The organism is Cupriavidus sp. GW821-FHT02F09 (assembly GCF_059421605.1).
In genome coordinates this window covers 1-16573 of the sequence record NZ_JBWKVH010000025.1, presented here as the reverse complement: position 1 = coordinate 16573, position 16573 = coordinate 1, and the positions used below count along the sequence as shown (strand labels likewise).

The 16573-nt window shown below is 61.7% G+C and carries 28 protein-coding genes; 1 reads left to right on the top strand and 27 read right to left on the bottom strand.

From position 1 onward, the window contains the following. Positions 1-20: 20 nt before the first annotated feature. From secY to AC07XB_RS24300, 25 genes are all read right to left on the bottom strand, one after another. Positions 21-1364 carry a preprotein translocase subunit SecY gene (gene secY / locus AC07XB_RS24420; RefSeq protein WP_006160437.1) on the bottom strand — a complete coding sequence of 448 codons (1344 nt, stop codon included), beginning with the start codon at positions 1362-1364 and terminating at the stop codon, positions 21-23. Positions 1365-1412: 48 nt separating this feature from the next. Continuing rightward, positions 1413-1847, bottom strand: coding sequence for a 50S ribosomal protein L15 (gene rplO / locus AC07XB_RS24415; protein ID WP_006160439.1), 435 nt, complete (start codon positions 1845-1847; stop codon positions 1413-1415). Positions 1848-1869: 22 nt separating this feature from the next. Beyond that, a complete protein-coding gene (gene rpmD / locus AC07XB_RS24410) occupies positions 1870-2052 on the bottom strand; it encodes a 50S ribosomal protein L30 (RefSeq protein WP_006160440.1) in 183 nt (60 codons plus the stop codon). Between the two features lie 13 nt (positions 2053-2065). Then, positions 2066-2584, bottom strand: a complete 519-nt coding sequence (gene rpsE, locus AC07XB_RS24405) for a 30S ribosomal protein S5 (RefSeq protein WP_006160449.1) — start codon at positions 2582-2584, stop codon at positions 2066-2068. A gap of 21 nt (positions 2585-2605) precedes the next feature. Further along, entirely contained in the window at positions 2606-2962 is a 357-nt protein-coding gene (gene rplR, locus AC07XB_RS24400) for a 50S ribosomal protein L18 (RefSeq protein WP_043350338.1), read from the bottom strand. A gap of 11 nt (positions 2963-2973) precedes the next feature. Further along, positions 2974-3507, bottom strand: coding sequence for a 50S ribosomal protein L6 (rplF, locus tag AC07XB_RS24395; RefSeq protein WP_043350342.1), 534 nt, complete (start codon positions 3505-3507; stop codon positions 2974-2976). Between the two features lie 10 nt (positions 3508-3517). After that, entirely contained in the window at positions 3518-3913 is a 396-nt protein-coding gene (gene rpsH / locus AC07XB_RS24390) for a 30S ribosomal protein S8 (protein ID WP_006160454.1), read from the bottom strand. Positions 3914-3940: 27 nt separating this feature from the next. Further along, positions 3941-4246: a 30S ribosomal protein S14 gene (rpsN, locus tag AC07XB_RS24385; protein WP_006160456.1), complete on the bottom strand. Its 306-nt coding sequence runs from the start codon at positions 4244-4246 to the stop codon at positions 3941-3943. Between the two features lie 9 nt (positions 4247-4255). Continuing rightward, on the bottom strand, positions 4256-4798 hold the full coding sequence (rplE, locus tag AC07XB_RS24380; RefSeq protein WP_006160458.1) for a 50S ribosomal protein L5: 543 nt from the start codon (positions 4796-4798) through the stop codon (positions 4256-4258). Between the two features lie 25 nt (positions 4799-4823). Beyond that, positions 4824-5132 carry a 50S ribosomal protein L24 gene (rplX, locus tag AC07XB_RS24375; RefSeq protein WP_043350346.1) on the bottom strand — a complete coding sequence of 103 codons (309 nt, stop codon included), beginning with the start codon at positions 5130-5132 and terminating at the stop codon, positions 4824-4826. Positions 5133-5141: 9 nt separating this feature from the next. Next, the gene (gene rplN / locus AC07XB_RS24370; RefSeq protein WP_017225233.1) at positions 5142-5510 is read right to left on the bottom strand and encodes a 50S ribosomal protein L14; all 369 of its coding nucleotides are present in this window, start codon (positions 5508-5510) and stop codon (positions 5142-5144) included. 276 nt (positions 5511-5786) lie between these two features. After that, a complete protein-coding gene (gene rpsQ / locus AC07XB_RS24365) occupies positions 5787-6065 on the bottom strand; it encodes a 30S ribosomal protein S17 (RefSeq protein ID WP_006160462.1) in 279 nt (92 codons plus the stop codon). Next, a complete protein-coding gene (gene rpmC, locus AC07XB_RS24360) occupies positions 6062-6256 on the bottom strand; it encodes a 50S ribosomal protein L29 (protein WP_006160464.1) in 195 nt (64 codons plus the stop codon). The genes rpsQ and rpmC overlap by 4 nt, the downstream gene beginning before the upstream one ends. An 11-nt stretch (positions 6257-6267) precedes the next feature. Continuing rightward, complete coding sequence (gene rplP, locus AC07XB_RS24355) at positions 6268-6684, bottom strand: 50S ribosomal protein L16 (RefSeq protein ID WP_006160465.1); 417 nt, start codon at positions 6682-6684, stop codon at positions 6268-6270. A gap of 2 nt (positions 6685-6686) precedes the next feature. Further along, the gene (rpsC, locus tag AC07XB_RS24350; RefSeq protein ID WP_006160467.1) at positions 6687-7493 is read right to left on the bottom strand and encodes a 30S ribosomal protein S3; all 807 of its coding nucleotides are present in this window, start codon (positions 7491-7493) and stop codon (positions 6687-6689) included. A gap of 9 nt (positions 7494-7502) precedes the next feature. Beyond that, on the bottom strand, positions 7503-7832 hold the full coding sequence (gene rplV / locus AC07XB_RS24345; protein WP_006160469.1) for a 50S ribosomal protein L22: 330 nt from the start codon (positions 7830-7832) through the stop codon (positions 7503-7505). A 9-nt stretch (positions 7833-7841) separates the two neighbouring features. Beyond that, complete coding sequence (gene rpsS, locus AC07XB_RS24340) at positions 7842-8117, bottom strand: 30S ribosomal protein S19 (protein ID WP_006160471.1); 276 nt, start codon at positions 8115-8117, stop codon at positions 7842-7844. A gap of 21 nt (positions 8118-8138) precedes the next feature. Beyond that, a complete protein-coding gene (gene rplB, locus AC07XB_RS24335) occupies positions 8139-8969 on the bottom strand; it encodes a 50S ribosomal protein L2 (RefSeq protein WP_043350353.1) in 831 nt (276 codons plus the stop codon). Between the two features lie 2 nt (positions 8970-8971). Further along, positions 8972-9286, bottom strand: coding sequence for a 50S ribosomal protein L23 (gene rplW / locus AC07XB_RS24330; RefSeq protein ID WP_006160473.1), 315 nt, complete (start codon positions 9284-9286; stop codon positions 8972-8974). Next, entirely contained in the window at positions 9283-9903 is a 621-nt protein-coding gene (rplD, locus tag AC07XB_RS24325) for a 50S ribosomal protein L4 (RefSeq protein WP_006160474.1), read from the bottom strand. Before rplD ends, rplW begins: the two co-directional genes overlap by 4 nt. 11 nt (positions 9904-9914) lie before the next feature. Then, positions 9915-10565, bottom strand: a complete 651-nt coding sequence (gene rplC / locus AC07XB_RS24320; protein ID WP_035870770.1) for a 50S ribosomal protein L3 — start codon at positions 10563-10565, stop codon at positions 9915-9917. Between the two features lie 236 nt (positions 10566-10801). After that, complete coding sequence (locus AC07XB_RS24315) at positions 10802-11293, bottom strand: flavin reductase family protein (protein ID WP_492376021.1); 492 nt, start codon at positions 11291-11293, stop codon at positions 10802-10804. A 1-nt stretch (position 11294) separates the two neighbouring features. Then, complete coding sequence (locus AC07XB_RS24310; protein ID WP_492376022.1) at positions 11295-12536, bottom strand: styrene monooxygenase/indole monooxygenase family protein; 1242 nt, start codon at positions 12534-12536, stop codon at positions 11295-11297. Positions 12537-12605: 69 nt separating this feature from the next. Next, the gene (locus AC07XB_RS24305) at positions 12606-13394 is read right to left on the bottom strand and encodes an SDR family oxidoreductase (protein ID WP_458762293.1); all 789 of its coding nucleotides are present in this window, start codon (positions 13392-13394) and stop codon (positions 12606-12608) included. A gap of 112 nt (positions 13395-13506) precedes the next feature. Continuing rightward, the gene (locus AC07XB_RS24300; protein ID WP_492376023.1) at positions 13507-14736 is read right to left on the bottom strand and encodes a dienelactone hydrolase family protein; all 1230 of its coding nucleotides are present in this window, start codon (positions 14734-14736) and stop codon (positions 13507-13509) included. 239 nt (positions 14737-14975) lie between these two features. On the opposite strand from AC07XB_RS24300, the gene AC07XB_RS24295 reads away from it, so the two are divergent. Continuing rightward, positions 14976-15989: an AraC family transcriptional regulator gene (locus tag AC07XB_RS24295; protein ID WP_492376024.1), complete on the top strand. Its 1014-nt coding sequence runs from the start codon at positions 14976-14978 to the stop codon at positions 15987-15989. A 102-nt stretch (positions 15990-16091) separates the two neighbouring features. Here the strand turns inward: AC07XB_RS24295 and rpsJ are convergent, their stop codons facing one another. Together rpsJ and AC07XB_RS24285 are read right to left on the bottom strand one after the other, a co-directional pair. Next, positions 16092-16400 carry a 30S ribosomal protein S10 gene (gene rpsJ / locus AC07XB_RS24290; RefSeq protein ID WP_006160488.1) on the bottom strand — a complete coding sequence of 103 codons (309 nt, stop codon included), beginning with the start codon at positions 16398-16400 and terminating at the stop codon, positions 16092-16094. Positions 16401-16494: 94 nt separating this feature from the next. Continuing rightward, positions 16495-16573, bottom strand: a 79-nt coding sequence (locus AC07XB_RS24285; RefSeq protein WP_156545601.1) for an EF-Tu C-terminal domain-related protein, incomplete at its 5' end; no start/stop codon positions are given.

Here is a 16573-nt window from a genome sequence, read left to right as displayed (position 1 = left end):
TAGCCTGTACCGACCCGGCTTCAGCGCAAGGTCAGATTACCCTTGAAATTCGCTTTCTTCAGCAGGGACTCATATTGCTGCGACATGACATAGGACTGGACCTGGGCCATGAAGTCCATCGTGACGACCACGATGATCAGCAACGAGGTTCCGCCAAAATAGAACGGAACGTTCCAGCGCAGTACCAGGAATTCCGGCAACAGGCAGACCAGTGTGATGTAGATCGCACCAGCCAGCGTCAGACGGACAAGAATCTTGTCGATGTAGCGCGTCGTCTGCTCGCCCGGACGAATGCCCGGAATGAAGGCACCGCTTTTCTTCAGGTTGTCCGCGACTTCCCGGCTGTTGTACACAAGAGCCGTATAGAAGAAGCAGAAAAATATAATTGCAGCAGCGTACAGCAGGATGTAGACCGGCTGTCCCGGCGAAAGCGTCGCAGCCAGGTCCTTGATGAACCGGCCGGCAGCGCTCGTCGAGTCAGACGTGAACCAGCCCGCGATGGTCGCCGGGAACAAGATGATCGACGATGCGAAGATCGGCGGAATCACCCCTGCCATGTTCAGCTTCAGCGGCAGGTGCGACGATTGACCGCCATACACCTTGTTGCCGACCTGACGCTTGGCATAGTTCACCAGGATCTTGCGCTGGCCACGCTCGACAAACACCACGGCGAAGGTAACACCGGCGATGATTGCCACGATCAGGATCGAAGCAATGATGCTCATGGAACCAGTGCGAACCAGTTCGAAGAGCCCGCCGATCGCGTTGGGCAAGCCCGCTGCGATACCGCCGAAGATGATGATCGAGATACCGTTGCCCAGACCCCGCTCGGTGATCTGCTCACCCAGCCACATCAGGAACATCGTACCGGTCACCAGCGTGATCACTGCCGTAGCCCGGAACATCAGGCCCGGATCGATCACCAGACCAGGCTGAGATTCCAGCGCGACCGCAATCGACAGCGCCTGGAAAGTGGCCAGAACCACCGTGCCGTAGCGCGTGTACTGCGTGATCTTGCGTTGACCCGCCTGCCCTTCCTTCTTCAACGACTCCAGCTGCGGCAGCACGATCGTCAGCAATTGCATGATGATCGACGCCGAGATGTACGGCATGATGCCGAGCGCGAAGACGGTAAAGCGCGACAGCGCACCGCCCGAGAACAGGTTGAACATCCCGAGGATGCCACCTGACTGACTCTGGAAAAGCTTCGCAAGCTGTTCCGGATCGATTCCCGGCACCGGAATATGCGCTCCGATGCGGTACACGATCAAGGCCAGCACCAGGAACATCAGCCGGCGCTTTAGGTCGCCGTACTTCGCCGTGTTCTTGGCTTGCGTGCTTGCATTGGGTTTCGCCGTGGCCAAACGATGCTCCGACTGTGACTCGCCTATGCTGCGAAATCTGCTGCTAAATTACGCCGCGATCTGACCGCCGGCGGCTTCGATCGCAGCCTTGGCACCAGCGGTGGCGCCCAGACCCTTGATCGTAACCTTGCGGGTCAGCTCACCAGCCTTGATGACCTTGGCGCTCTTGGCCAGCTCAGCCACCAGGCCAGCTTGCTTCAGAACCAGCAGGTCCACCTCGGTGGCTTCCAGGCGCTCGATATCACGCAGGGTCACTTCGGCGTTGAAGGCCTTCGTCAGCGACGTGAAGCCACGCTTCGGCAGGCGACGATACAGCGGCATTTGACCGCCTTCGAAGCCGACCTTGTGGAAGCCGCCCGAACGCGACTTCTGACCCTTGTGACCACGGCCGGCAGTCTTGCCCAGGCCGGAGCCGATACCGCGGCCGACGCGACGCTTGGCGTGCTTCGAACCGTCAGCCGGTTTCAGGTTGTTGAGTTGCATCTTGCTCTCCGTGTCCCGGGACTCAGGCCAGAACCTTGACCAGGTACGAGACCTTGTTGATCATGCCGCGCACGGCGGGCGTGTCCTGCAGCTCCGACACCGAATTGATACGGCGCAGGCCCAGGCCACGGACGGTGGCGCGATGATCCTCACGCGTGCCGATCAGGCTGCGCACGAGTTGCACTTTTACGGTTTGTTGCGACATTTCGTCCGACTCCTTAACCGAGGATGTCTTCAACAGACTTGCCACGCTTTGCGGCGATCTCGCCCGGCGTGCTCATCTTTTGAAGACCGTCCAGCGTGGCGCGAACCATGTTGTACGGATTGGTCGAGCCGTGCGACTTGGTCACGACGTTGGTCACGCCCATCACCTCGAAAATCGCGCGCATCGGGCCACCAGCGATCACGCCGGTACCTTCCTTGGCCGGCATCATCAGCACCTTGGCGGCGCCGTGCTTGCCAACGACTTCGTGTTGCAGCGTGCCGTTCTTCAGCGAGACCTTGACCATCTTGCGACGGGCTTCGTCCATTGCCTTCTGAACTGCAACCGGCACTTCCTTAGCCTTGCCCTTGCCCATGCCGATGCGGCCATCGCCGTCACCAACCACGGTCAGCGCAGCGAAACCGAGAATCCGGCCACCCTTCACCACCTTGGTGACACGGTTGACCGAGATCATCTTCTCGCGGAGGCCGTCGTCGCGTTCGTCCTGCTGGACTTTTGCTTGCATTTTTGCCATGACGTATCTCTCTATGTGCGCTTAGAACTTAAGGCCGGCTTCGCGTGCTGCGTCAGCCAGTGCCTTCACGCGACCATGGAAGCGGAAGCCGCCGCGATCGAACGCAACGGTTTCCACGCCAGCTGCCTTCGCCTTTTCGGCGATGCGCTTGCCAATCAGGGTCGCGGCGGCTGCGGTAGCACCGCTGCCGGTCAGTTCCTTGCGCACTTCTGCCTCGGCGGTCGAAGCCGATGCCAGCACTTGCGTGCCGCACGGCGAGTAGACCTGGGCGTAAATATGCGAATTCGTACGGAACACGGTCAGACGGTTGATCTTCAACTCCGCGATTTTGGCGCGGGTCTGACGTGCACGGCGCAAACGAGCGTCTTTCTTGTTCATGATTGCACCCCTTACTTCTTCTTGGTTTCCTTCAGGATGACGCGCTCGTCCGAGTAGCGAACGCCCTTGCCCTTATAGGGCTCAGGCGGACGGTACGCGCGGACTTCCGCAGCCACCTGACCGACTTTCTGCTTGTCCGCACCCTTGATGATGATCTCGGTCTGCGTGGGCGTTGCCGCGGTCACGCCTTCCGGCATCGCATGGATCACGTCGTGCGAGAAACCAAGCTGGAGCTTCAGCGCAGTACCTTGCAGCTGGGCACGATAGCCCACGCCGACCAGGTTAAGCTTGCGCTCGAAACCGGCGGTTACACCCTTGACCATATTGGCCACCAGGGCGCGCATGGTGCCCTGCAGTGCGTTTGCTTCGCGCGATTCATCAACCGGAGCGAAGGTCAGCGTGTCGTTTTCGACATTGACCTTGACCAGGCTGTGAATCGGCTGCGTCAGCGTGCCGAGCGGGCCCTTAACGGAGAGCACGCCAGCCGCCACATTGACTTCTGCGCCTTTGGGCAGCGCGATGGGAGCCTTACCTACACGGGACATGGTCTACTCCTTACGCGACGTAGCAAAGAACTTCGCCGCCCACGCCAGTGGCACGTGCCTTGCGATCGGTCATCAGACCCTGGGGGGTCGAGATGATTGCGACGCCGAGGCCGTTCATCACTTGGGGGATGTCGCTGCGGCCCTTGTACACACGCAGACCAGGCTTCGAGACGCGTTCAATGCGCTCGATGACCGGACGGCCAGCGTAGTACTTCAGACCGATGCTCAGTTGTGCCTTGCCGCCTTCTTCTTTCACGGCGTAGTCGTCGATGTAGCCTTCGTCCTTAAGGACCTTGGCGATTGCCACTTTCAGCTTCGACGACGGCATGACAACCGACACTTTCTGCACGCCTTGGGCGTTGCGGATGCGCGTCAGCATATCGGCGATAGGATCGCTCATGCTCATACTGTTTCTCCTGTAGCCTGTGCGTAATTACCAGCTGGCTTTCGTCAGACCCGGGATTTCGCCACGGAAGGCGATTTCACGGATCTTATTACGCGCCAGGCCAAACTTGCGGAAGGTACCGCGGGGACGACCGGTGATCGCGCAGCGGTTACGCTGGCGAGTCGGGTTCGCGTTGCGCGGGAGCTGCTGCAGCTCGAGACGCGCGCTATAACGCTCTTCTTCCGACTTCTCTTGGTCGTCGATAATGGCCTTGAGGGTCGCACGCTTGTCGGCATACTTTGCCACGAGCCTAGCGCGCTTCTTCTCACGTTCAATCAGAGCCAATTTAGCCACGGTTACCCCTTAATTACGGAACGGGAACTTGAATGCTGCGAGGAGTGCCTTGGCTTCCTCGTCATTCTTCGCCGTCGTCGTGATGCTGATGTTCAGACCACGCAGTGCGTCGATCTTGTCGTACTCAATTTCGGGGAAAATGATCTGCTCTTTCACACCGATGTTGTAGTTGCCACGACCATCGAACGAGCGGCCCGAAACACCACGGAAGTCACGCACGCGCGGCAGGGCCACGGTCACGAGACGATCCAGGAATTCGAACATGCGTTCGCCGCGCAGCGTCACCATCGCGCCGATGGGATAACCCTGGCGGATCTTGAAGCCGGCGATTGCCTTCTTGGCCTTGGTCACCACCGGCTTTTGGCCGGCGATCTTGGTCAGGTCGCCCACGGCCAGCTCAATGACCTTCTTGTCATTGATGGCTTCGCCAAGGCCCATGTTCAGGGTGATCTTGGTGATGCGCGGCACTTCCATGACCGACTTGAAGCCGAATTGCTCGATCAGCTTCGGTACTACTTGTTCTTTGTAAAACTCTTGCAGACGTGCAGTCATGCTCAACTCCTATCTGTGCCCAGAATCAAGCTGCCACGACGGCACCGGTGGTCTTCAGCACGCGTACACGCTTGCCGTCTTCCACCTTGATACCGACGCGCGACGGCTTGCCATTGGCATCCACGAGCGCAACGTTAGAAATATGCAGCGGCATGACCTTGTCGACCACACCACCGGTGGTGCCCAGCATGGGGTTCGGACGTGCGTGCTTCTTAGCAACGTTGACGCCTTCCACCACAACCTTCTCGCCGAGCATGGCTTGCACGGTGCCGCGCTTGCCCTTGTCTTTTCCGGTCAGGACGATGACTTCGTCGCCTTTACGAATCTTGTTCATGGCGGCTCCTTACAGCACTTCCGGCGCGAGCGACACAATCTTCATGAAGCGCTCGGTACGGAGTTCACGAGTCACCGGCCCGAAAATACGGGTGCCGATCGGCTCGAGCTTGGTGTTCAGCAAGACAGCGGCATTGCTGTCGAACTTGACGAGCGAACCATCAGCGCGACGCACGCCCTTGGCGGTGCGCACGACGACGGCGTTGTAAATATCGCCCTTCTTCACGCGACCGCGCGGCGCTGCGTCCTTAACGGTCACCTTGATGATGTCGCCCACGCTCGCATAGCGGCGCTTGGACCCACCCAGCACTTTGATGCACAGAACTTCGCGCGCACCAGTGTTATCGGCTACTTCGAGCCGGCTTTCTGTCTGAATCATGGTGTTATCTTCCCAACTTAATCCACCGGGCAACGCCCGCCGGTCAGTCTTGGTCCCGTCAGCCCCTGGCTTTGCGCCAGCAACCGTTTGGGTTGATCAACTTTGAAGTCGGTAGTTACCAGGCGGCCTGAACATGGTTAATCAGGAGCCGCTCGGCCAGGTTCGCTTCACCGATTCGCCGGGGTGATACAACTAAGGCGAATGCAACAAAGCGGAAGTCCAGGATTATAGCACATAACCCTGGACTCGCAAGTCAACCGAAAACCGTGTGGTTTTTTAGATGACGCGCGCAGCTTCGACCAGACGGGAAACCACCCAGGACTTGGTCCGCGACAGCGGACGCGTTTCCTGGATCTCGACCTTGTCGCCTTCCTTGTACTGGTTGGCTTCGTCGTGTGCGTGGTACTTCTTGGAACGCAGCACGTACTTGCCGTACAGAGGATGCTTGACGCGGTTTTCGATCAAGACCGTGACGGTCTTGTCCATCTTGTCGCTAACTACCCGACCGACCAGCGTGCGGCGAAGCGACGATTCCGTTTGTGCAGTTTCAGTCATTTCGAGGTCGCCTTTTCGTTCAGCACGGTTTGCACCCGCGCGATGTCCTTGCGCACCTTCTTCAGCTGGCTGGTGTTCTGCAGCTGTTGGGTGGCCTTTTGCATGCGCAGGCTAAATTGGGCCTTCAGCAGCTCGGAGAGCTCCTGGTTCAGCCCTGCGGCATCTTTGCCGCGAAGTTCGGATGCTTTCATCCCTGCTCTCCTTACGTCCCGACCTGGCGCACCACGAAATTGGTAGCGATCGGCAGCTTGGCGGCGGCGAGGCGGAACGCCTCACGAGCCAGCTCTTCCGTCACGCCATCCATTTCGTACAGCATCTTGCCCGGCTGGATTTCTGCCACGTAGTATTCCGGATTACCCTTACCGTTACCCATACGGACTTCGGCGGGCTTCTTCGAGATCGGCTTGTCCGGGAAAATCCGGATCCAGATGCGGCCGCCACGCTTGATGTGACGGGTCATCGCACGACGTGCCGACTCGATCTGACGAGCCGTCAGACGACCACGGCCCATCGCCTTCAGGCCGAATTCGCCGAAAGACACGGCGTTGCCACGGGTAGCCTTACCCGTGTTGCGGCCTTTCTGCTCCTTGCGGTATTTTCTGCGCTTAGGTTGCAGCATCGTTATTCTCCACTCTTCGCATCTGCGCCAGGAGCGCGGCGACCTGCACCGGCACCCGCGCCACCGCGGCGGTTGCCACCCGGACGGCCGCCTTCGCCTTCACGGCGACGACCATCAGGACGACCACCCGGGCGACGACGACGATCGTCTTGCGGCTCTTCCACCACCGGCGCATCGTTGCGGCCGAGGTGATCACCCTTGTAGACCCACACCTTGACACCGATGATGCCGTAGGTGGTTTCTGCTTCGGAGAAGCCGTAGTCGATGTCGGCGCGCAGGGTGTGCAGGGGCACACGACCTTCGCGATACCACTCGGTACGAGCGATTTCGATGCCGTTCAGACGACCGGCGCTCATGATCTTGATGCCCTGGGCACCGAGGCGCATCGCGTTCTGCATCGCGCGCTTCATTGCGCGGCGGAACATGATACGGCGCTCGAGCTGCTGGGTGATCGAGTCGGCGATCAGCTGCGCATCGGTTTCCGGCTTGCGGATTTCCTCGATGTTCACGTGCACGGGCACACCCATGCGGCGTTGCAGCTCGGCCTTGAGCAGTTCGATGTCCTCACCCTTCTTGCCGATCACCACGCCCGGACGCGAGCTATAAATGGTGAGACGTGCATTACGGGCGGGGCGCTCGATCACGACGCGGCCAACCGAAGCGTTCTTGAGCTTCTTCTTCAGAAACTCGCGAACTTCGATGTCTTCCTTCAGCATGCCGGCGAACTTCGTGTTGTTGGCGTACCAACGCGAAGCCCAGTTACGGCTGACGGCCAGACGGAAGCCAGTCGGATGAATCTTCTGTCCCATCGTGACTCCTTAGTTGCCGAGCGTCACAGTGATGTGACAAGTTTGTTTCTCGATGCGGTTGCCGCGGCCCTTTGCTCGTGCCGTGAAACGCTTGAGCGAGGTTGCCTTGTCGACGAAGATGGTCTTGACCTTCAGTTCGTCGATGTCGGCGCCTTCGTTGTGCTCGGCGTTGGCGATGGCCGATTCGACCACCTTCTTCACGATGACGGCCGCCTTTTTCGGGCTGAACGTCAGGACGTTGAGCGCGCGTTCGATCGGCAGACCGCGGATCTGGTCAGCGACCAGGCGCGTTTTCTGGGCGGAGATGCGGGCACCGCGATGAATCGCTTTCACTTCCATGATGGCACCTTACCTCTTCGCTTTCTTGTCAGCCGCGTGGCCCTTGAACGTACGCGTGAGCGCAAATTCACCGAGCTTGTGGCCAACCATGTTTTCCGAAACATACACCGGCACGTGTTGACGGCCGTTATGTACGGCGATCGTCAGGCCGATGAAGTCCGGCAGAATGGTCGAGCGACGCGACCAAGTCTTGATGGGCTTCTTGTCCTTGCCGGCTGAGGCCGCTTCCACCTTTTTCAGCAGGTGGGCGTCACAGAACGGACCCTTTTTTGCGGAACGTGTCATGTCTAGGCTCCTACCTACCGATTAACGCTTGTGGCGGCGCTGCACGATCATGCTGGCAGTGCGCTTGTTGCTGCGGGTACGGTAACCCTTAGCCGGGGTACCCCACGGCGAAACGGGGTCACGACCAGCAGCGGTCTTGCCTTCACCACCACCGTGCGGGTGGTCCACCGGGTTCATCACAACGCCGCGAACCGTCGGGCGGATACCGCGCCAACGATTTGCACCGGCCTTGCCGATGACGCGCAGGCTATGCTCTTCGTTACCGACTTCACCGATGGTGGCGCGGCATTCGATGTGAACGCGACGCACTTCACCGGAGCGCAGGCGAACCTGAGCGTAGATGCCTTCACGAGCCAGCAGCACAGCGGAGCCGCCAGCGGCGCGAGCGATCTGAGCGCCCTTGCCCGGCAGCATTTCCACGCAGTGGATGGTGGTACCAACCGGAATGTTGCGGATCGGCAGGTTGTTACCCGACTTGATCGCAGCTTCCGAGCCGTTCATCAACGCTTGGCCAACTACCATGCCCTTGGTGGCAATGATGTAGCGGCGCTCGCCGTCGGCGAACAGCACCAGCGCGATATTGGCGCTGCGGTTCGGATCGTATTCCAGGCGCTCGACCTTGGCGGCGATGCCGTCCTTGTCGTTGCGCTTGAAGTCGACCACGCGGTAATGGTGCTTATGACCACCGCCCTTGTGGCGGGTGGTGATGTGACCGTTGTTGTTACGGCCCGACTTCTGGAATTGCTTTTCCAGCAGCGGAGCGTGGGGCGCGCCCTTGTGCAGGTTGTGGTTAACAACCTTTACCATGGAGCGACGGCCCGGGGACGTCGGCTTGGTCTTGACGAGTGCCATGATTACTTGGCCTCCGCTTCAAAATTGATTTCCTGACCCGGCTTGAGCGAAACGTAAGCCTTCTTCACGTGGTTGCGACGCCCCATGAAACGGCCAAAACGCTTTTGCTTGCCCTTTTGGTTCAGGATCTGAACGGACTGCACCTCGACCTTGAACAGCAGTTCGACTGCCGCCTTCACGTCTGCCTTGTTGGCATCGCGAGCGACTTCGAACACGACTTGTTCGTTCTTGTCGGCGACCAGGGTTGCCTTTTCGGAAACCACCGGCGCGAGCAGCACCTGCATCAAACGATGATCGTTCTTGGCTACTTGCGTCATTTCAGCAACTCCTCGATCTGCGCGACGGCTGCCTTGGTCACCAGCACCTTCTTGTAGTGCACGAGCGACAGCGGGTCAGCCTGGCGCGGCTCGACAACCGCCACGTGCGGCAGATTGCGCGAAGCCAGGTAGAGGTTTTCGTCGAGGCTGTCGGTGATGATCAGCACCGAGTCCAGGCCCATGGCCTTGAACTTGTCGGCCAAGAGCTTGGTCTTGGGCGCATCGACGGTGAAACCGTCCACCACGTTGATACGACCTTCACGTGCGAGCTGCGAGTAAATCGAGCGCATGCCGGCACGGAACATCTTCTTGTTGACCTTCTGCGTGAAGTTCTCTTCCGGCGAATTCGGGAAGATACGGCCGCCCCCGCGCCACAGCGGCGAGGAAGACATACCGGCACGGGCGCGACCCGTACCCTTCTGGCGCCAAGGCTTCTTGGTCGTGTGCTTGACCTCTTCACGGTCCTTCTGCTTACGGTTACCGCTGCGAGCGTTAGCCTGGTAAGCGACGACGACCTGGTGAACGAGGGCTTCGTTGTAGTCACGGCCGAAGACTTCGGGCGAGGCGTCAACGCCTGCGCCGATCTGGCCATTGTCCTGGAGGAGCTTGAGTTCCATTGATTCGCTCCTTAAGCTTTGGCTTTGGCCTTGACGGCCGGGGTAACGATAACCTTGCCGCCCTTGGAGCCGGGAATGGCGCCCTTGACCAGCAGCAGCTTGCGCTCTGCGTCGATCTTGGCGATTTCCAGGTTCTGGACGGTGCGGGTGACGTCACCCAGATGGCCAGTCATGCGCTTGCCGGGGAACACACGGCCCGGATCCTGCGCCATACCGATGGAACCCGGCACGTTGTGCGAACGCGAGTTACCGTGGGTGGCACGACCCGATGCGAAATGGTGACGCTTGATGGTACCGGCGTAGCCCTTACCGATGGTCACGCCCTGGACGTCGATCTTTTGACCGACTTCGAACAGGTCAACCGACAGCGTGCCGCCGGGTTGCAGTTCGCCAGCCTTAGCGGCATCGATGCGGAATTCGCGGATGATTTCACCAGCTTCAACACCAGCTTTGGCAAGGTGACCTGCCAGGGGCTTGGTGACGCGGCTAGCGCGGCGTGCGCCGAAAGTGACTTGAACCGAGGTATAACCGTCGGTCTCGTCCGTCTTGATTTGTGTCACGCGGTTGTCGCCGACCTCGACCACGGTAACGGGAATTGAATCGCCGTCGTCCGTGAAAATACGGGTCATGCCAACCTTGCGACCTACAAGGCCAAGGCTCATGGTTTGCTCCATTCCCAGCTGCGATTGGCCGGGGCTGATTAATACACGAAAACAGTGTTTGCAGTGCGGGGCTTGCGCTGAAGAAGACTGCGCGCGGCCAAACTGGCCAGCCCACTACCCATAGACAAACGGGTAGCCTTACACTATATCGCGTAGATTTGGAAAGAGCAAGCGTGGATTGACAAGTATGCGGGAGCGTACGGGGCGGTGTTGTTTTGTAGCGTTTTCGCGTGCTCCTATCGCCCCAGCTGCACAAATTCCCCGCCGAAGAACACCAGCGGCTCGCCCTCCCCTATCTCAAACCCCTCCACCTGGCCCACGATCAGCAAGTGATCCCCGACGGCATCGGCGCGCTCCACCCGGCACGCCAGGGTGGCCAGGGCATCATTGAGATAAGGCACGCCACGCTGGCATCGCCGATGGGCGACTCCGGCAAACTTGTCGTCTGCGGGCTTGGCAAAGCGCCGGGCGAGCTCGCCGTGCCCCGCCCGCAGGATGCTGACGCCGAAGGGGTTCCCCGGCGTGAAACGCGCCGCGTTCGGCGAATGCAAGGCGAGGCTCCACAGGATCAGCGGCGGCGCCAGCGACAGCGAGGCAAAAGAGTTAATGGTCAGGCCGATCGGGCGGTCATCAGCACCGCAGGCCCCGATGACCGCCACGCCGGTGGCGTACCGGCCACAAGCTTGACGCAGTGCCTTGGGGTCGAGCACAGCACAGGCGGCGTCCATCTCAGGCTGCCTGCGGCAAATGCCGGTCGATCAGTTGCTGGCAGGCGGTAGGGTCAGCCCACCAGGGGAAGAAGTCCGGCGGGTTGTCGAAGCCGTTGGCGATGCGTGCGGCCAGCGCCGGCGCCTGCCCGGCCGCGCCCAGCAATGCCAGGATGTGCGGCGGCGGCGGCGTGAGCAGCGAGTTGGTCCAGTTCACGACGTCACCGGCGTAATGCCAGTAGCTGGCGAAGGTCTGCGTCATCCAGGCGGCGTCGAAGGCACGATCGCCGCGCGCGACGATCGCCTCCAGATACACCTTGCAGCATTTGGCGGCGTTGTTCGAGCCCTGTCCGGTGATGGGGTCGTTGACTACCACTGCGTCCGCCATGCCGAACACCAGCCGGCCGGACGGCAGCGTCATGACCGGGTGGCGCACGGTTGGCGTGAACCGGCCGGCGAGGATGCCCTGCTCATCGGTCAGCGTGACATTTTCACAGCGTTGCGCTTCCCATGGCAACCAGGTGCGAAGGATGCGCAGGCTTTCGGCAAGGTGCTGCTCGGGCGTACGCGCCTCAGCCCATTGGTCCATGGGTCCGCCCGGTATGCCCTCGAACACCATGATCTCGCAAGGTCCGCTCAAGGTCAGCGCGGGGAACACAAAGTACTCGCCGATGCCGGGAATCAGGTTGAAGCAAACCCGCGAATACGGCGTGCGCGGCGTCATGCCGTTCACATAGGTCAAGGCCAGCGCGCGTTGCGGCGCGCTAAAGGGACTGCGCGCGGCGTCACGCTCGAAGCGGCTGACGATTTCGCCCTTGCCGGCGGCGAGCAGGACCAGATCGTGCTCAAGTGTCAGCGCCTCGAGCTCATCGATGCCGGCATCGGCGATGCGCAGGTCGCCGCCACGCTCTGCGAAGGCCTCCATCCAGGCTGGCATCTTGACGCGTTGGTCCACGGCCTGCGCCGGCCGCTCGAGCCGGGCGGCCCAGTCGATCAGCCTGGCACCAACCTGCTCCGGATGCGGAATCGCCAGGCCAATGCCTTCTACGGGGGGGCAGCTATCGTCCCACCAGTTCAGCCCAAGCTCGCGCTCGGCCTGCAACGCGCGATCGAACATGCATTGGCTGGACATGACCTTGCCCGCCCTGACCTGGTCCGGCGTTCGATTGGTCAGCAGTGTGACCTGATAGCCTTTGGCTTGCAGCCCGAGGGCCATCTGCAGGCCTGACTGGCCTGCCCCGATGATGGCAATGCGTTGGCTCATGGCAATCTCCTACTGGATATTCAGGATGAAAATCGAAGCCCCGGATTTGGGGGATGCTCGATGCCGGCGTCAATCGGCCAGCCTGGGAATGGCGGGCACGTTCTGCTCGGGCCCCATCGCCGAGTAGCCGCCGTCCACCGCATAGTCCGCGCCGGTCACAAAGCTGGCGTGGTCGGAACAGAGGAACAACACGACCTGCGCCACTTCGTCGGGCTCGCCAACGCGGCCAAGGAGGTGGAAGTCCGCCGCCACGCGATCGGTGCGCTCGCGGTTGCCACCGCTGACCTCGTCCATCAGCCGGCACCAGGTCCAGCCGGGAGAAACGGCGTTGACCCGGATGCCATCGGGCGCGAGATCCATCGCCATGCTGCGGGTAAGTTGCCGGATGGCAGCCTTGGAGGCCGGATAGAGCCAGCGGCCCGTCTGCCCCACATTGGCGGAAATACTGGTGAAGTTGACGATGGCGCCACCGCCGCGTGCCCGCATGGCCGGGTGCACGGCCTGCGCCAGCATCACCCCGGAAACCACGTTGACGTCCAGCGCCGCAAGCCAGTCGCGCCGTCCTGATTTGAAGCCGTCGTCCAGATAGGTGCACGCCAGGTTGACCAGGTAGTCAACGCCACCGAAGTGCTGGCTCACCCGGGCAACCGCCGCGGCCACCTGGGCATCGTCGGTGATGTCCGTGTGGACGAACAACGCCCGCTCGCCCAACGCGGCAGCTGCCCGCTCGCCGCCGCTGGCATCGATGTCGAGAATGGCCACTCGCGTGCCGGCCTCGACGAAGGCACTGGCCACGCCCGCGCCGATCAACGTAGCACCACCGCTGATGATGGCCACTTTGTCCCGCAGTCCTTTCATGACGCTGTCTCCTGGTTGTCTTGGACGCTGCCCGGCTGCCGCCTTGCGACAGCACGTGCCGGGTGCGGCCTTTTGCTTTTCTGTGATGCGTGGTACTTGCCCTTATGGGCTCTTACTTGCCTTCGCTCTCCTGCCAGCGCGCCATCAGCGTGTTGGAGGGCAGCGTTTCGTCGAGCAGCTTGCGCGCGGTCTCCACACCTGCCACGGGCAGGCCGGCCGGATCGAGCATGCCGATCTGCACCAGCACGCTCGCCTGGTCCCAGTAGATATGCTCGTGGTAGAGCTTATCGCCGCGGAACTTGACGATGGCGATGAGGGGAATCTCCACCCGCTTGCCAGTGGGCGCCACGCCAGGCAGCATCCAGTCGACCTCGCAGGTATGCGTAAAGCAGAACAGCATCTCGTCGACGATCTGGCTGGCACCCACGGTGCGCGACAGCGGAATCAGACTGGTATCGGGCGGATTGCTGTTGACGAAATGGTTCTGGTAGAAGCGTTTGAGCTGCCGGTGGCCGACGCCGCCTGTCATGGTCGGGATATGGTTCACGTAGGGTTCCGACACCATCGTCGCCATCGTGGCGTCGACATCGCGGGTGGCGAACTCGTATTCGCAGTGCTTGTCCCACAGGGCTGAGAAATCGTAGTGCGGACCCATCTCTGCGCGCAGCGCGGCTATCGAGCGCTGATGTGCCATCAGCGCCGATGGGTGGTCGAAATGCTCGCCGCCGGTGCGCGCGAACGCGTGGTCCACGCCTGGATAAACGTACAACTCGATGCCGTCCTTGCCGCCCAAGCCTGCGCGGATCTTCGCCTGCGCCTCCGGTGGGCAGAAGCCGTCATGCTCGGCCACATGCAGCACCAGCCGCCCCTGGATATTGACCGCCTCGTCCAGCGCGCGCTCGATGCCGACGCCGTAGTACGCCACGGCGCAGGCCACGCCATCCAGGCGGCAAGCAGCCAGATAGGCGAGCTTCCCGCCCAGGCAAAAACCGAGCACCCCGGTCTGGCCCACGCATTCAGGACGGGCCCGCAGCGCATCCAGCGCCGCACCGACATCCTTGACGCCGAGGGCCTCATCGAAGCGTTGATACAAGCCCAGGGCGCGCTGAAAGTCCTCACCGCGATCGCCCAGTTCGATGCCGGGGGCGATACGCCAGAACAAGTCCGGCACCAGCACCGTGTAGCCTTCCTCGGCGTAGTAGTCCGCCACCGCGCGCATGGTGGCATTGACGCCGAAGATTTCCTGGCACAACACGATGCCGGGTCCCTTGCCCGATGGGGGCGTGGCAAGGTAGGCGTTGAATGCGCCGTCGGCGGCGTGGATCTGGATAGTCTGGCCCATGGGCTGCGCTCCTTTGTCTTTGGGGGTTGGGGCTGCCGTGCTGGATTCCATCATGGGCGATCCGCACCGCAGCAAACTAGCCGCGGGCTGCAGCGGCTATCCGATTAGTGCAGGAAAATGCCGGCATGGGCAAGGGGCGCCGGGAAGCGATCCACTATAGTGGTGTGAAGGAATCCGCCCGCAGGCTGGCCGGGCCCAATGTACTAAGCGGCGCGCCAATGACGCCGAGGAGCGAGACAATGCCTCAGCCCCCCGCGGCCACGGCCACCGAGCCGCTGGCACGCACCCTGCTATCCGACCCCACCCGGCTGGTCTTCGCCTCGACCGACCAGGCCCAGACGCGCGCAGCGGTGGGTACGGTTTTCAAGCCGCACAAGCTCACCATCGGTGGCACGACGCTGGCTGCCCGCATGCATCATGCGCCGCTTGGCGCCGTGTCCTTCAACCGGCTGGCCTATGGCGCGGAGGCCCAGATCGAGCCGGGGCCGCTCGATGATTTCCTGCTGGTGCAGATGCCGCTGGCGGGCCATGCCCAGATCCATTGCGGCCCGCAGCAGATCCTCTCCGACCGCGACATGGCCTCGGTGCTCACGCCGAGCGACCCCGTGCGGATGCGCTGGAGCCACGACAGCGACCAGTTGATCGTGCGCGTGGAGCGCGGTGCGCTGGAGCGGGTATGTGCGGCGCACCTCGGCCATCGGCCACAGGCGCCGCTGCGCTTTGAGCTTGGGATGGGTTGGCGCCGCCTGGCGGCCTGGTACCAGCTGATGCACTACGTGGCCGACCTGCTGGCGCTGGCGCCGGACGCGGCGCGGCATCCGCTGACCGCCTGCCAGCTGGAGCAGTTGGTGATCGGCACGTTGTTGACAGTGCAGCCCCACAGCCTGGCGGAGGCAATGCGGGCACGGGGCAAACCGCTGGCGCCGCGCCACGTGAAGCAGGTTGAGGAGTACATCCATGCCCACGCGCAGGCGCCGCTGACCCCCGCCCTGCTGGCGGAAATCGCCGGTGTGAGCCTGCGCGGGCTCTATGCTGGCTTTCGGGAGCACCGCGGCATCAGCCCGATGGCCTACCTGCGCGCGGTGCGACTGGAGCGTGTTCGCCATGACCTGCTGAACGACCCGGCGATCGACTCGGTCACGGCTGCGGCCCTGCGCTGGGGCTTCAGCCATCTGGGGCGCTTCAGCGTGGAATACCGCAAAAGTTTTGGCGAACCGCCGGGGCAAACACTGCGCCGACGCGGGCCCGCTTAGGCCGCATTCATTCAGGTGGGAACACAAAAACAAAAACGGCGAACCGAAGTTCGCCGTTTTTGTTTGCGCAAAACCGCTTGGGGCGGTCTTGTGCCGAATACCTTACACCTTGATTTCGACGTCGACGCCGGCCGGCAGGTCGAGCTTCATCAGTGCGTCAACGGTCTTGTCGGTAGGATCGACGATGTCCATCAGGCGCTGGTGAGTACGGATCTCGAACTGATCACGGCTCGTCTTGTTGACGTGCGGCGAACGCAGGATGTCGAAGCGCTGGATACGGGTCGGCAGGGGCACCGGGCCCTTGACGATCGCGCCGGTGCGCTTGGCGGTATCCACGATTTCGGCTGCCGACTGGTCGATCAGGCGATAGTCGAAAGCCTTCAGGCGGATACGGATCTTCTGGTTCTGCATGATATTTCCTTAAAAGAGCGATGGGCGGCGTGCGCCCTGGAACATGGGAACAAGCCGACGGTATTGTACCGCCAGCCTGCTCCAGGAAGTTTGCTTAGTCGAGGATCTTTGCCACGACGCCGGCGCCGACGGTACGACCGCCTTCACGGATGGCGAAACGCAGGCCTTCTTCC